This is a genomic window from Hyphomonas sp., from assembly GCF_046313735.1.
In the GTDB taxonomy this organism is placed as follows: Bacteria; Pseudomonadota; Alphaproteobacteria; order Caulobacterales; family Hyphomonadaceae; genus Hyphomonas.
In genome coordinates, this window is record NZ_JBKBXW010000002.1 from 20,311 (window position 1) to 34,651 (window position 14,341).

At 65.6% G+C, this 14,341-nt stretch carries 13 protein-coding genes and 1 other RNA gene; 11 read left to right on the forward strand and 3 right to left on the reverse strand.

The features are described from left to right. The first annotated feature begins 30 nt into the window (after nucleotides 1-30). The 6 genes from ACK4SV_RS01220 (at nucleotide 31) to ACK4SV_RS01245 (ending at nucleotide 6,590) form a co-directional block, all read left to right on the forward strand. Entirely contained in the window at nucleotides 31-1,374 is a 1,344-nt protein-coding gene (locus tag ACK4SV_RS01220; RefSeq protein WP_409915961.1) for a dihydroorotase, read from the forward strand. A gap of 250 nt (nucleotides 1,375-1,624) precedes the next feature. Next, nucleotides 1,625-2,431 carry an ion channel gene (locus ACK4SV_RS01225; protein WP_409915962.1) on the forward strand — a complete coding sequence of 269 codons (807 nt, stop codon included), beginning with the start codon at nucleotides 1,625-1,627 and terminating at the stop codon, nucleotides 2,429-2,431. A gap of 72 nt (nucleotides 2,432-2,503) precedes the next feature. Further along, a complete protein-coding gene (locus ACK4SV_RS01230; protein ID WP_409915963.1) occupies nucleotides 2,504-2,782 on the forward strand; it encodes a type II toxin-antitoxin system ParD family antitoxin in 279 nt (92 codons plus the stop codon). After that, nucleotides 2,782-3,108 (forward strand): type II toxin-antitoxin system RelE/ParE family toxin, encoded by a 327-nt coding sequence (locus ACK4SV_RS01235; protein ID WP_409915964.1) that lies wholly within the window; start codon nucleotides 2,782-2,784, stop codon nucleotides 3,106-3,108. Before ACK4SV_RS01230 ends, ACK4SV_RS01235 begins: the two co-directional genes overlap by 1 nt. Beyond that, on the forward strand, nucleotides 3,105-4,973 hold the full coding sequence (locus tag ACK4SV_RS01240; protein ID WP_409915965.1) for a feruloyl-CoA synthase: 1,869 nt from the start codon (nucleotides 3,105-3,107) through the stop codon (nucleotides 4,971-4,973). The genes ACK4SV_RS01235 and ACK4SV_RS01240 overlap by 4 nt, the downstream gene beginning before the upstream one ends. A 39-nt stretch (nucleotides 4,974-5,012) precedes the next feature. Continuing rightward, nucleotides 5,013-6,590 carry an acetolactate synthase large subunit gene (locus tag ACK4SV_RS01245; RefSeq protein ID WP_409915966.1) on the forward strand — a complete coding sequence of 526 codons (1,578 nt, stop codon included), beginning with the start codon at nucleotides 5,013-5,015 and terminating at the stop codon, nucleotides 6,588-6,590. A gap of 183 nt (nucleotides 6,591-6,773) precedes the next feature. On the opposite strand, the gene ACK4SV_RS01250 is transcribed toward ACK4SV_RS01245, so the two are convergent. Beyond that, on the reverse strand, nucleotides 6,774-7,664 hold the full coding sequence (locus ACK4SV_RS01250; protein WP_409915967.1) for a GyrI-like domain-containing protein: 891 nt from the start codon (nucleotides 7,662-7,664) through the stop codon (nucleotides 6,774-6,776). A gap of 168 nt (nucleotides 7,665-7,832) precedes the next feature. Further along, nucleotides 7,833-8,528, reverse strand: coding sequence for a hypothetical protein (locus ACK4SV_RS01255; RefSeq protein ID WP_409915968.1), 696 nt, complete (start codon nucleotides 8,526-8,528; stop codon nucleotides 7,833-7,835). Between the two features lie 331 nt (nucleotides 8,529-8,859). Between ACK4SV_RS01255 and ffs the strand changes: the two genes are divergently transcribed. From ffs to ACK4SV_RS01275, 4 genes are all read left to right on the forward strand, one after another. Then, nucleotides 8,860-8,952: signal recognition particle sRNA small type (gene ffs / locus ACK4SV_RS01260), an RNA gene on the forward strand. Between the two features lie 141 nt (nucleotides 8,953-9,093). Next, nucleotides 9,094-9,522 (forward strand): hypothetical protein, encoded by a 429-nt coding sequence (locus tag ACK4SV_RS01265; protein WP_409915969.1) that lies wholly within the window; start codon nucleotides 9,094-9,096, stop codon nucleotides 9,520-9,522. Between the two features lie 435 nt (nucleotides 9,523-9,957). Beyond that, nucleotides 9,958-11,826 (forward strand): ribonucleoside-diphosphate reductase subunit alpha, encoded by a 1,869-nt coding sequence (locus ACK4SV_RS01270; RefSeq protein ID WP_409915970.1) that lies wholly within the window; start codon nucleotides 9,958-9,960, stop codon nucleotides 11,824-11,826. Nucleotides 11,827-12,185: 359 nt separating this feature from the next. Then, the gene (locus ACK4SV_RS01275) at nucleotides 12,186-13,028 is read left to right on the forward strand and encodes a hypothetical protein (RefSeq protein ID WP_409915971.1); all 843 of its coding nucleotides are present in this window, start codon (nucleotides 12,186-12,188) and stop codon (nucleotides 13,026-13,028) included. 222 nt (nucleotides 13,029-13,250) lie between these two features. Here ACK4SV_RS01275 and ACK4SV_RS01280 read toward each other — a convergent pair whose 3' ends face one another. Beyond that, nucleotides 13,251-13,823 carry an NYN domain-containing protein gene (locus ACK4SV_RS01280; protein WP_409915972.1) on the reverse strand — a complete coding sequence of 191 codons (573 nt, stop codon included), beginning with the start codon at nucleotides 13,821-13,823 and terminating at the stop codon, nucleotides 13,251-13,253. Between the two features lie 159 nt (nucleotides 13,824-13,982). On the opposite strand from ACK4SV_RS01280, the gene rpoZ reads away from it, so the two are divergent. Continuing rightward, a complete protein-coding gene (gene rpoZ / locus ACK4SV_RS01285) occupies nucleotides 13,983-14,333 on the forward strand; it encodes a DNA-directed RNA polymerase subunit omega (RefSeq protein WP_409915973.1) in 351 nt (116 codons plus the stop codon). Nucleotides 14,334-14,341 lie beyond the last annotated feature (8 nt).

Genomic DNA, 14,341 nt, shown 5'->3' on the forward strand with positions numbered 1-14,341 from the left:
TTTTCCCTTCGGCGGCGCAATAAGGCGCGCATGAGCCCGGTTTTTGATCTGATCCTTCGCGGCGGCACTGTCGTCACCCCCGGCGGCGAGGCCGTCACCGACATTGGCGTGATCGGCGAGCGCATCGCCCATATCGGCGATCTTTCCCAGGCCGCCGCCGGCGAGATTTATGGCGCCAAGGGCCTGCACATCCTGCCCGGCGTAATCGACAGCCAGGTCCACTTCCGTGAGCCCGGCCTCGAATACAAGGCCGACCTCGAGACCGAGGCGCGCTCCGCTGCGCTCGGCGGCGTCGTCGCCGTGTTCGAGATGCCGAACACCAACCCCTCGACGATCACGCCTGATCTGATGCTCGACAAGCTCGCCCGCGCAAAGGGGCGCATGGACATCGACCACGCCTTCTATGCCGGGGCGACGCATGACAATGTCAGCCTGCTGCCGGAAATGGAGCGCATGGAAGGCTGCTGCGGCGTCAAGGTGTTCATGGGCGCCTCGACCGGGGACCTGCTCGTCAAGGATGATGCCGGCGTCGAAGCCGTGCTGCGCGCCATCAAACGCCGGGCTGCCTTCCATTCCGAGGATGAGTACCGGCTCGAGGAACGCCGCAGCCTTGCGGTCACCGGCGACTGGAACAGCCATATCATCGTGCGCGATGTTGAGGCGGCGGTCTCCTCGACGCGCCGGTTGATCACCCTCGCCCGCAAGACCGGCAAGCGCATCCATGTGCTCCACATCTCCACCGCCGAGGAGATGGACCTGCTCGTCCACGCGAAAGATGTCGCCAGTGTCGAAGTCCTGCCCAACCATCTCACCCTGGCCGCGCCCGATTGCTATGACCGCCTGAAGGGCTTCGCCCAGCAGAACCCGCCCGTGCGCGAGGCCCGCCACCGCGAAGCGATCTGGCGCGCGCTGAATGCCGGCATCGTTGATGTTCTGGCCACGGATCATGCGCCCCACACGATCGAGGAGAAGCTGCGGCCCTATCCCGCCAGCCCCTCCGGTATGCCGGGCGTGCAGACCTTCGTGCCGGTGATGCTGACCCATGTGAACGCCGGAAAGCTCAGCCTGCAGAGGTTTGTGGAGCTCACTTCCGCTGGCCCGCAGCGCGTCTTCGGCCTCGCGGACAAGGGCCGCATCGCGGAGGGCTATCACGCCGATTTCACGATTGTGGACCTGAAGCGCACCGAAACGATCACCAACGACTGGTCGAAATCGAAATGCGGCTGGACGCAGTTCGATGGCTTCGAGGCCACGGGGTGGCCAGTAGGCACAATTGTACGCGGACGTTTTGTGATGCGCGATGGCGAAATCGTCCAGCGCGGCGGCGGCCGGCCGGTGCGGTTTAACGAAACGCTGGAGGCGGTGGGGGCGTAGGGCCCTCACCTCCCATTGCTTCGCAATGGGCCTGCTCGCGGCGTTTGCAGTGCAAACGCTGATCGCTCGCAGCCTCTCCCACTTTGTGGGAGAGGGGTTTTCACCTCGCCATCTCAAACGCCCCCTAACCCCTATCCCGCCGGGCGGGAGAGGAGGGGCCCGCGCCCGCAGGGCGTGGGAGGTGAGGGCCTTGCCCCCGTGACATGTGCGGTTTGAGCCGCCATAAGCGCCGGTCAGGAGGCAGACCCGCATGGCTGAGACCGAGACCGACAAGAAATCGCCCGGCCTGCGGCGGACGCTGATCTGGCTGTATGAAGGCGTCGGCAAGGCCCCGATCACCTTCCGCTGGGCGATCCTCGTCTTCGACGTCCTGACCATCAGCTATTTCCTCGTCTCGCCCTTCGTGGGGCAGGCGGGCGAGCATTTTTGGCTCGATTATGTGATCGGTGCGATCATCGCGCTCGACCTGCTGGCGCGCTTCTACATCACGCCCAACCGCAAGCGGTTTTTCCTGCGCTTCATGAATGTCGCGGACCTTGTCGTGGTCTTCACCATGCTGGCACCTCTGTTTTCACAGAACTATGCCTTCCTGCGGATCATCCGTGCCGTGAGGATCGCGCGCGCCTTCAGCTTCCTGCGCACCGAAAGCCCGCTCGCGCGCTATCTCCAGCTGCACCGTGTGCTGATGGAACGGGCGATCAACCTGATCGTTTTCCTCTTCATCATGTCGGCGCTGGTCTATGCCGACCAGGTGGCCAAAAGCCCGGATGTGAAGAACTATCTCGACGCCTTCTATTTCACCGTCACCAGCCTGACGACGACCGGCTATGGCGATATCGAGATTGTCGGCCCCTGGGGGCGCGTCCTCTCCATCTTCATCATGCTGCTCGGCGTCACGCTGTTCCTGCGCCTCCTGCGCGCCCTCGTCGTGCCGACCGAGCGCGTCGAATATGAGTGCACCTCCTGCGGCCTCAACCGGCATGACCGCGACGCGGTCCACTGCAAGCATTGCGGGGCGGTTGTCTTCATCCCTACCGAGGGCATCAAGGAAGTCTAGGCCCGTTTGACCGGTCCGGGGCAGGGGCGTATGATTATTTCATACACTTGGCCCAGCCTTCGGGAGCCCCCCATGACCGTCCGCATCACCATCTCGCTGCCCCACGCCCTGGCTGACATGGTCGAACGCCTCGTCGCCGAGGGCAGATACGCCACCGCCAGCGACGTCATCCGCGACGGGCTGCGGGCGCTGGAGGAACGCAGGGAAGAACACGAGCGCAAGCTGGCCCTTCTGCGCGCGGACCTGCAGGCGCGGCTGGAGGGTGAATTCATCTCGCATGAGGAGATGGCCGAACGGGTCGAGGCCATGCTGGCGGCCAAGCGGAAACTCCGGGAAACGAAGTCCGCCTGATGGACAAGATGTATACGGTCGGCGAATCGCTCGCCGCGCAGGCCGATTATGACCGGATCGATGATTTCCTGTTCGAGATGACGGGTGATAGCGCGCTCGCAAGCCGGGTCGTGATGGAACTGTCCGGCTTCGTCGGCAGGCTGAGCCGCTTGCCCCATCAGGGCACCCGGCGCGACGACATCCTGCCGGGCCTGCGCGTCTTGCCGCTTGGCAAGGCTGTCATCGCTTTCACCGTTGACGATGAGGCCCGGACGGTCTTTGTCCTGAGGCTGTTTTACGGCGGCGAAGACATAATGACCGCCCTGGGGAAGATCGACCTTACATGAGCACCACCGCCCATATCCCGTTCCGGGACGTGCCTTACCTGCCCCTCAAGCTGGAGATCGACCGCCGGCCGGATGGGGTGATCTATATCAACAATGGCCAGCCGCTGAAGGCGGCCCCGCCGCATATGCTGGCGCCTCTGGTGCGCTGGGCGGCCGAGAGGCCGGATCAGGTCTGGCTGGCCGAGCGCTGGCCGGAGGATCCCGCCCAGCCCGGCTGGCGGGAGGTGACCTATGGGGAGGGCCTTGCCAGCGTGAAGCGCCTCGCCGCCGCTTTCCTCTCCGAGGGGGCGGGCGAGGGGGCGCCGGTGATGATCCTCTCGAGGAACTCGGTCGATCATGCCCTCATCATGTATGGCGCGATGTGGGCGGGAAGCCCCGTTGTGCCGGTGACGCCGGCCTATGCGACGTTGAGCCAGGACCTTGTCCGCTTCAACTATATCGACCGGCTGACAGCTCCGAAGTTCATCTATGTGGAGGACGGCCGCGAATACCAGCGGGCGCTCAGCAGCCTCGACCTGACGGGCCGCCTCGTCATCTATTCGCGCAATGCGCCGCAAGTGCCGCGCGCGGTGAGCCTCGAGGATTTTGCCGCGCAGGCCGGCCCGGCAGTGGAGGCGGCCTATGCGGCGCTGGAGCCAAAGACGGTCGCCAAATACATGCTCACCTCCGGCTCGACGGGTGAGCCGAAGGCGGTGATCAACACCCATGGCATGATCGCCTCGAACGCAAAGATGATCCGCTCGGTCTGGGATGAGGCGCGGCTTGACGCGATCACCGGCGGGCCGCAGGTGATGGTGAACTTCCTGCCCTGGAGCCACACTTACGGGGCCAACGCCATCCTGCACAATATGCTGGACTGGGGCGGCACGCTCTATCTCGATCAGGGCGCGCCGACGCCGCAGCGGTTGCCAGAGATGCTCCGTAACCTGAAGGAAATCCCGACGACGCAGCACACGACCGTGCCGCAGGCCTGGGCCGCGCTCGCGACGGCGCTGGAAGAGGATGACGCGCTGGCGGAAGTTTTCTTCTCGCGGCTCATCTCCATGGCCTATGGCGGCGCGGCGATGGGGCAGGATATCTATGAGCGCATCCAGGTCGTGGCGGTGCGCGTGACGGGGCAGCGCATTTCGCTGTCTGCCGGATACGGAGCAACCGAGACCTCGCCGACGGCCTCGAACGTTCACTGGCCGAATGATGTCATGGGGCTGATCGGCCTGCCGCTGCCGGGCAATACGTTCAAGCTGGTGCCGAACGCCGGCAAGCTGGAAGTGCGGGTGAAAGGCGTCAATGTCACGCCCGGCTATTTCCGCAATCCGGAGAAGACAGCAGAGGCGTTTGACGAGGAAGGCTATTACAAGCTCGGCGATGCGGTGCGCTTTGTTGATCCTCAGCATCCGGAGAAAGGCCTCGCCTTTGACGGGCGCACGGTGGAGGAGTTCAAGTTGGCGAGCGGCACCTGGGTTTCGGCTGGGGCGGTGCGCGTGGCGGCGGTGGCGGCGTGTGGCGGGGCGCTGTCGGACGCCGTCGTGTGCGGGCTGAACCGGGACGAGATTGGCCTCCTCGGATTCCTGAACCTTGCCTGGTGCCAGCGCCTCGTGGGCGAAGCTCTTGGGGCGGAGGAATTGATTCGCCACCCGAAAGTGATCGAGGCGGTGAAGGCGGGGCTCGCCGCCCACAACAAGACGCATCCGAATGCCGCGGCGCGGGTGGCGCGTGTGTTGCTGCAGGCGGTGGAGCCGCGGGCGGATCTGGGGGAGATTACCGAGAAGGGCTATCTCAACCAGTCTCGCACGCAGGGCCTGCGGGAAGCTGAAATTGCCCTCCTCTATGGGCCGGAGGCGGCGGACGGGAAGGTCATCCTCTGAGGCGGAAAACCGGACGTATACAGATAAAAGGAAGAAACGATGGCAGGCACGGGCGCAGCGGCGACAACACTGACAGGGGCAGAGGCGCTGGTTTCCACGCTGGCCGATCATGGCGTAACCGCCTGTTTTGCCAATCCGGGTACGTCGGAAATGCATCTCGTCACCGCGCTCGACCGGGAGCCGCGGATACGTTCCGTGCTCTGCCTGTTCGAGGGCGTGGCGACCGGGGCAGCGGATGGCTATGCGCGGGTGACCGGCACGCCGGCAATGACGCTCTTGCACCTTGGCGCGGGTTTCCTGAATGCGGGCGCGAACATCCATAATGCGAAGCGGGCTTACTCCCCCATGATCAATGTGATCGGGGATCATGCGGTGCCGCATCTGCGCTATGACGCGCCGCTGACCTCGAACATCATGGGCCTTGCGGGGCCGAACTCGGTCTGGATCAAATCGGCCGACCGGGTGGGGGACACAGGCGCGCTGGCGGCGGAGGCCTGGGCGGCGAGCTTCGGGCCGGCGCCGGGGCCGGTCTCGCTGATCCTGCCCGCGGATTCAGCCTGGAATGAGGGCGGTGTCGTCGGCGCGGCGCGTGCGCGGCCCTCCCTCAGGGCGCCTGTGGGCGCGCGGATCGAGACGGCGGCGAGGGCGGTGCGCGCGGCGGCGAAGCCCGCCATCCTCATCAACGGCACGGCGCTGACGGCGGAGGGGCTCGGCCATGCGGCGCGCCTGAAGGCGGCCGGCATCCGTGTGCTGACGGATACATTCTTTGCGCGGCAGGCGCGCGGAGCGGGGCGGTTTGCGCCCGACCGGATGCAGTATTTTGCCGAAGGCGCCGTGGCCGATCTTCAGGGCACGGACCTGATGCTGATTGCGGGCACGCAGGCGCCGGTGGCGTTCTTCTCTTATCCCGGCAAGCCGAGCCTGCTGGTGCCGGAGGGCTGCACGCCGATGCTGCTCGGCGGACCGGAAAGTGACAGCGCAGCGATCCTCGCGGCGCTGGCCGATGCGCTGGGCGCGAAGGAAGCGGCGCCGCCTGCGCCGCTGGAGTTGCCGGGACCGCCAACTGGCGCGCTGAACGCGGCAAGCATCGGCGCCTCGATTGCGCGGCATATGCCGGAGGGGACATTTGTGTCCGATGACGGAGTATCGAACGGTTTGCCGAGCTTCCTGATGACGGCGAAGGCGCGGCCGCATGACTGGATGATGCTGACCGGCGGGGCCATCGGGCAGGGGATGCCGTTGGCGCTCGGCGCCGCGCTTGGGGCAAAGGGGCGCAAGGTGCTCTGCCTGACGGGCGACGGGGCGGGGATGTATACCAATCAGGCGCTGTGGAGCATGGCGCGCGAGGGGGTGGATGTGGTGACGGTCGTCTTCGTCAACCATTCCTACCGTATCCTGAATATCGAGCTGGCGCGGACCGGCGCGGGCAATCCGGGCCGGGTGGCGGCAGACCTCCTGGGGCTCGGCCGGCCGGAGATCGACTGGGTAGCGCTGTCGCAGGCGCAAGGGGTACCGGCATCCAATGCATCGACGGCGGAGGAATTTGATGCGGCGCTCGCGCGGGCATTCGCAGCGGAGGGGCCGCAGCTGATTGCGGCGCATGTTCCGGCGCGGTAGCCGGGTTTTCTGATCTCTTATTTCTTGTCATCCCGGCGGACGCCGGGAGCCAGTGAGGCTTTGTGCTCCTTGGAGAGTCTGGGGCCCGGCTTTCGCTGGGATGACAGGTGACGGGGCTTTGTTTCAGCGCATAGTCCGTAAGCGGAGCGTCATCCCGGCTTTCGCCGGGATGACGGCCAAAGTTCAGCCGATGATGGAAATGGGCAGGTAGACATCCGTACGCAGATGTTCTTCCGGGGTTTCTTCGGGGTCGTCGAGATAGTGGAAGAGGGGCGGGGCGTCGGCGAGGTCGAGGCCGGCCAGGGTGAGAGCGGCGGCGGTCATCCGGTCGAGCGTGTCCATCAGCGTATCGACGCTGCCATGATGGCGGGCGAGGATGAAGAGGCCGCCGGGGATGGTTTCGGTGACCATGCCGTCCGCCACGCTGGCGGCGGGGGCGGCCAGTTGCAGCGCGCAGGTAAACGGGTAGGCGGCGCTGTCATGCGCGGCGAGATCGCACATTGGCCGGCCGAGGATGGCGCGAACATTCGCCCCGCCGCCTGCGGCTGCGAACAGGCGCCAATATTTCTCGTTGAGCGCCGGATACCCGCCCTGAGTGGGCAGGGCGAGGATTTCGAACGGGTCGAAGGAGGCGATCTCGAGGCGGAGCGGCGCGGCCTCGCCTCCGGGCGCGGGGACGGACAGATCCGAGATGACGGCGGCGAGGCGGTCCGGATCGGCGCGCAGGCGGCTGGCGGGCAGGGCAACGGCCTCCTTCAGCGCCTTGGCGAAGGCCTGGGAGCTGGCATAGCCGGCCTGCATGGCAGCGCTCGTCACGCTGGCGCCGGGCCGGGTGAGTGCCTCTGCGCCCCGGGCGAGCTTGAGGCGCTGGAGCGTCTCGCCGCAGGTCTCGCCCGAGAGCAGGCGGTAGACCCGGGCGAAATGGTATTTCGACATGGCGGCGGCGCTGGCGAGCTCATCAAGGCTGGGGGTTTCATCGGCGTCGAGGCGGGCGGCCATCAGCGCGGCGGCGCGCTGGATGCGGGCGATGTGAGGGGCGAGGGCGTCGGGGGCGTTTGCGGGGGCGAGGGTCATGGCCGGTCTCCTGTAGCTGGCGGCAGAGAGAGGGATGCCAGCGGAAAGGCGGGCGGGCGTGTCCCGCCTTGCGAATCTGGCGGGGAGTTTAGCGCTGATTCCTGAGAGTGCAGCGCCTTTGGCCTCCCTCGCGGTGCGGGGAGGCGGGGTGGGCGCGGGGCGGCGGGGTCAGGATGTGTTGGGGGTGAGGGCCTGGGCGGCGGCGGTGTTGAGGGCGGTGAGGGTTGTGCGGAAGGGCGGGGCGAGGTGTTTGCTGTCGCCGGGGATGGGGTGGAAGGCGAGGGGTGGCCTGGGGGCTATACCATCCGTAGACGGAGTAATATTTTCCTGGCGCCGGAGCCAGCGGCGGGCCTCGCGCACCGGATTGCCGGCGGCGGCGGCGAGGGCGGTGAGGCGGCGTTCGAGGCGGGAGAGGAGTTCGGCGGGATCCGGCGCTCCGGGGGATGGGCTGCGGGCGGCAGAGGCGTCCATCAGGGTGATGCGCGGGACGAAGCCTGGGGGCAGGTGGCCCGTGCCGGAGCGCGGCTGGGGTTCGGTGAGGCGGAAGGCCGGGCGGCGGGGTTTGGGTGATGCGGCGGCGGGGGCGGGAGACGCGCTGCGGGCGGGCGGCTGGCTGGCACGGCGGGGCTCGGGGGCGAGCGTGCCGGCGATCAGGAGGATGGCGCGGCGCAGCGCGGCCTCTGCCGGAAGGATCACGCGATTCGTGATGGCGCGGATCGCCGCGGGCGCTGCCGGGCGGGGCAGGACGCCGAGCGCGGCGGCGGCGAGGCCGATGAGGGCTGTGACCATCTCGCGCGCCTCGCCGAGCAGCCGGTCGAGGGCGTCTTCTTCCAGGGCAGGCAGGGGCGGCGGGCGCGGGGTCATGGGAGGGAGTATGCACCCGGTTCTGGGGGTGTCGGATAAGTTTTCTGATTTTTCGCGGAAGGGTTTGATTTTGTTGGGGTGAGGGTGGGGCAAGGTGTGGGATAGAGGGGGGTACAAAGCGCCGCGGCAAGTGTGTTCGTCACCCCCGATGACCGCCGGGTCATCTGGGGGCCTATCCTCTCACATCGCCTTTTGAAGAGCGGGCTCCGGTAGGAGTGGTCAGAGGGGCGAGGGCGGGAGATGGGCGGCCATCGGCCGTGACGAAGGGGGGCGGTTCGGAGAGATATTGCTGGCTTGCGATTCGGGGTGGGGCGGCGCATATAGGCCTCGGAGGCAGGCGGCGGACGGGCCGCTCGCCAACCGGGTCAGGCGGGGAACCGAGCAGCCCTAACGAGTTTCCGCCCGGGTCGCTCGCCTGTCTCCACCCTTCTCCCAGCCGATTCGAACGCCTGTCCCTCGCTGCGACGGAACGCTTTCAGCGTGCCGGCTTTTCAGGCAACATTCTGGTTTCGGGCGTAAAAAGGTCCGCATGACCGGCGTTTGCGCGTTGATTGGGGGATTTCGGATGATCAAGAGAAAGCTCCTGGCGGCGGCTGTGCTGGCGGCCGGATGTGTGATGCAGGCCGGGCTGGCCGATTCGCCGGCCAGCGGCGACATCCCCTATGAGACGCGGATCCGCTGCGCGAGCGTGCTGCTCGGCCTGTCGGCCATCCAGGGCGAGCAGACCGAGGCGGGCTGGATTTCGGCCAGAGCGGGCATGATGTGGCTTGAAGGCGCAAGGAGCCTGCGCCCCCAGCATGAGGCGGAGATCGATCCGATGAGGGACACGTTTCCTGGTCCAGATGACGGGCCGGGCGTGATCTATGAGGCGGACGAGGATTTCGAAGCCGACAGCGACGCCTTCTGGAAAGAGGCGATGGATGTGTTCCGCCAGTCCGGGGCCGAGAGTTTCACGGCCCTGATCGATTCAGAGCTGGATCCCTGCCTCTCCTGAACCGGTCTTGGCCTGAACCGGTCTTGGCCTGAACCGTCCCCGGGGACGCCTGATTCTGGGTGCAGCGCGATTCTGCTGGCGGCGCGCTGGGCGATTCCAGGCGCCGGGGCACAAGGGCTGGTCCGGAAGGGGGCGGCCCGTGGCCTTTACGGGTTGTGGAGAACCTCAAAAAAATTCCGGGCTGCGCATTCTTTTTGGCGCGTGCGGGGCGTAGTCTGAGGGCCTGACTCGCCAGCAATTACGGGGGATCGAGGCCGGCCGTTAACGCTTGATTCACCGGATTTCCACCGGCTTGTTTGACACTTTCACGAATAGGCCGTTGACCGGGAATTAACCTTGAGACACTATATCTAGTGTCGGGGAACGGGCGGAAAACCACATCTGGTTTAACACCTCAGGCAACCCATATGTGTGTTCAGGTCGAAGGAGGGTGCCATGCCGGCAACCAAAGCCAAGTCTGTCGCTGGAGAAGGCGCCCGCAAGGGTAAGCCGAAACCGGGCGCTGCCACGAAGATCACGCTGGTGCAGGCGAGCCCGGTGAAGACCGATCCCTCGCGCGACGCGCTGCTGACCGATTTCGGCAAGAAGACGCTGGACGACCGCTACCTTCTGCCGGGCGAAAGCTATCAGGACATGTTTGCGCGCGTGGCCACCGCCTTTGCCGATGATGATGCCCATGCCCAGCGCATCTATGACTATATCTCGCGCCTCTGGTTCATGCCGGCGACGCCGGTTCTGTCGAATGGCGGGGCCGACCGGGGCCTGCCGATTTCCTGCTTCCTCAACCAGGTCGGAGATTCGCTGGACGATATTGTCGAGACCTGGACGGAGAATGTCTGGCTCGCCTCGAATGGCGGCGGCATCGGCACCTATTGGGGCAATGTCCGCTCGATCGGCGAGAAGGTTGGCCAGAACGGGCAGACCTCCGGCATCATCCCGTTCATCCGGGTGATGGATTCGCTGACGCTCGCGATTTCGCAGGGCTCGCTGCGGCGCGGCTCGGCGGCCTGCTATCTCGACATCCACCATCCGGAGATCGAGGAGTTTCTGGAGATCCGGAAAGCGAGCGGCGACTTCAACCGCAAGAGCCTCAACCTGCACCATGGCATCAACATCACCGATGCGTTCATGGAAGCGGTACGCGCGGACGAGGAATTCCCGCTGATCTCGCCGAAATCGGGCGATATCCTGAAATATGTGAATGCCCGCAAGCTGTGGCAGAAGATCCTCGAGCTGCGGATGCAGACGGGCGAGCCCTACCTCTTGTTCACCGACACGGTGAACAATGCGATGCCGGCCCACCAGAAGCGGCTTGGCCTGAAGGTCACCCAGTCGAACCTCTGCTCCGAGATCACACTGCCGACCGGCGTGGACCATCGCGGGCAGGACCGGACGGCGGTGTGCTGTCTGTCTTCCGTCAATGCCGAAACCTTCGCCGAATGGTCGAAGGAGCCGATGTTCATGGAGGATGTGTTCCGCTTCCTCGACAATGTGCTGGAGGATTTCATCCAGCGCGCGCCGCCGGAAATGGCGCGGGCGGTCTATTCGGCCAAGCGCGAGCGCTCGGTCGGCCTCGGCGTGATGGGCTTCCATTCTTACCTGCAGGCACAGGGCGTGCCGCTGGAAAGCGCGACGGCGAAGGCGCTGAACATGCGCATCTTCAAACATATCCGCCAGGGCGCGGATGCCGCCTCGGTGAAGCTCGCCAAGGAGCGCGGCCCGTGTGAGGATGCGCGAGACGTTGGCATGATGGCGCGCTTCTCGAACAAGCTGGCGGTGGCGCCGACGGCCTCGATCTCGATCATCTGCGGCGGGACTTCGGCTGGCATCGAGCCGATCCCGGCGAATGTCTACACCCACAAGACGCTGTCGGGCTCGTTCACCGTGAAGAACAAGCAGCTTCAGGAACTCCTGCAGGGCAAGGGCGCCGATACTGAAGAGGTGTGGAACTCGATCCTCGAGCATGAGGGCTCGGTGCAGCATCTCGACTGCCTCGATGAGTATGAAAAGGCGGTCTACAAGACGGCGTTCGAACTCGACCAGCGCTGGATCATCGAACTGGCGGCGGACCGCACGCCGTTCATCTGCCAGTCGCAGTCGCTGAACCTGTTCCTGCCGGGCGACATCGACAAATGGGACCTGCACATGCTGCACTGGACGGCATGGGAGCGGGGGCTGAAGTCGCTGTATTACTGCCGCTCGAAATCGGTGCAGCGGGCGGCCTTCGCCGGTTCGGAAAAGGCCGAGATGGGCGAGATGAAGACCGAGCGCACCGATTATGACGAGTGCCTCGCCTGCCAGTAAGGCCGGGGCATCCGCCCGATTTTCCTGACCAGACATCCAGACAGCGCCCGCCGGTTTCCGGCGGGCGTTTTGGTTAAGGTCCGGAAGGCGGGTAAAGGCTGCCTTCATTTTGCCAGAAATCTCAACGGGTTAACGGCGCGATGGGCGGCGAACCTCCTGAATTTTTCTCAAAAAATTAAGTTGAAACAACGCGCTGGACAGGGTTTCCTCTCACGGTCCCTGCGCGCAGAGCGTTAACCGGAACACGCCAGAATTGTGTTGGGACATGCCGCCTCTTCATGATATTGGAACTGAAAGCGATGATCCTCGTTAATACCATGAGTAGACGAGGTTCAGCCGTGAGAGGCGCAAGAGGGATCATGTTCGCGACCGCCGCCAGCTTTGTAGCCATGCTCTGTCATGGGTGTGTATCGTCCGAAACCGCCACCGGCGCTTCGGCCGCCGCACCTGTTTCGATGAACATGCAACTGGCTGTGCCCGGGCCGCTGGGGCAGGGACCGCTGAACGCGCCGTCCGCGCAGATGGCCGAGACAGTCGGCGTCGGCGCGCCCGGCGCCATCCTGCTGGCGGGATCGCCCGAAAGCACGGTCACCGTAGCGCTGGCGCCGGATGCACGGTGGGCGGGCTTCAACCTGACGGGCACGGGCGCGGCAGACCTGCCGCTGGCCCAGACGAATCTTGCCTGGGGCGGAAGCCCGGCGCTGTCGGCGGTTGCCGCCGAGATCGCCACTTCGCGCTATGGCCGGCCGGTCGAGGTGACGCGCGATATGTCTGTCGGCCTGTCGATTGATGCACCGTCTGACCGGACGGGCCTCGGCTTCGATGTCAGCGTGCTGCCGCGCTATGCGATCCGCAGCGAGGGCGACCTGTCGACCCGGCGGCTCGGCGGTGAAGTCCGCTTCGGCCAGGGGCTGGAACTGGGCGGCAAGACGCCCGAGGGCTGGTACTTCTTCGTCGGCGCCGATGGCGAGGCGCTGGTCTGGGACAATTCCAGCAGTATGCCGTCGCTGAGCGACATCATGGATGTGCAGCGCAGCGACCAGGTGACGGTGGGCGACCTGCAGGCCGGCTTCTCGATCCAGCGCGGGCCGGGGCAGTTGTCCTTCAGCTATATCCGCCGCGAGATGAAATTCGACGACCGCAACCGGGCGCTGAAGGATTCCGAGGATTTCGCCGGCATCACCTTTACGATGCGGCGCTAGGCGCCTGATTCAACTTACAATTTACAGCTTCGCTCGTCCCCGCGCAGGCTGGGGCGGTTTTGTCTGGCTTGAGCTGATCGAGGCCCCCGCCTTCGCGGGGGTGAGCGGGGTCTGGCGGGCAGAGGCTGAGAGGAAGACCCTCACCTCCCGCGACCTGCGGTCGCGGGTCCCTCCTCTCCCACTTTGTGGGAGAGGGGTCAGGGGCGCCGGCAGTGGGAAGGCTCAGTCCTCGTCGTCTGCGAGCTGGGCGTCGTTCGGGGTGTCGCGGCGGGGGCGGGCGACGAGTTCGCCGAGGTCGGTGAGTTCGATGAAGGTGTCGGCCTCGCGGCGCAAATCATCGGCGATCATCGGCGGGCTGGAATTCATCGTCGAGACGACCGAGACGCGCACGCCGCGCGCCTTCACGGCCTCGACCAGGCGGCGGAAATCGCCATTGCCGCTGAACAGGACAATATGATCGCTCCAGGCGGCGGCCTCGAGCATGTCGACGGCGAGCTCCACATCCATGTTTCCGCGCACGCGCTTGCGGCCCTCGCGGTCGACGAATTCGCGGGCGGGCTTTCGCACGACATTGAAGCCATTATAGGCCAGCCAGTCGACCAGCGGGCGGATGGGGCTGTATTCGTCGCTCTCGACCAGGGCGGTGTAGTAGCTGGCCCGGACCAGCCGGCCGCGGGACTGGAACTCCTTCAGCAGCTTGCGGAAATCAATCTCGAGCCCGACCGCGCGGGCGGCGGAATAGAGATTGGCGCCATCGATGAACAGGCTGACGCGCTCATCCTTGTAGAAAGCCATTGGCTTTATCCTTTTCTTCCAATAGGGAGGGGCCAAATTCAGCGGCCCCGAAAGCGTTTCGCCCCGGATAGCCCAGTCCTGCCTCTGTGTGCAAGGACGGGTTGCGGCGGCGTGCTGCAGCGCATATAAAGGGCGGTTCTCAGGAGACCCATACCGCCCATGGCCCGTGTTACTGTCGAAGACTGCATCCAGAAGGTTCCCAACCGGTTCGAGCTCGTGCTGCTCGCCGCGCACCGTTCGCGCATGATCCGCGAAGGCTCGCCGCTGACCGTGGACCGCGACAATGACAAGGACCCGGTTGTTTCGCTGCGCGAGATTGCGGACTCCTCGGTCGACATCAAGGTCGTCAAGGAAGCGCTGATCTCCAACCTGCAGGAAATCCGCCCCGGCGAGGAGAATGAGCGCGAGGCTGACCGCGTGGCGCTTCAGGCCGCCCCGGCCGCGAGCGAGGATGATGTGCTGCGCGCCTATCAGGCCGAGCTTGAATCCGGGCGCGACGACCGCCTCTAGGAGCATCC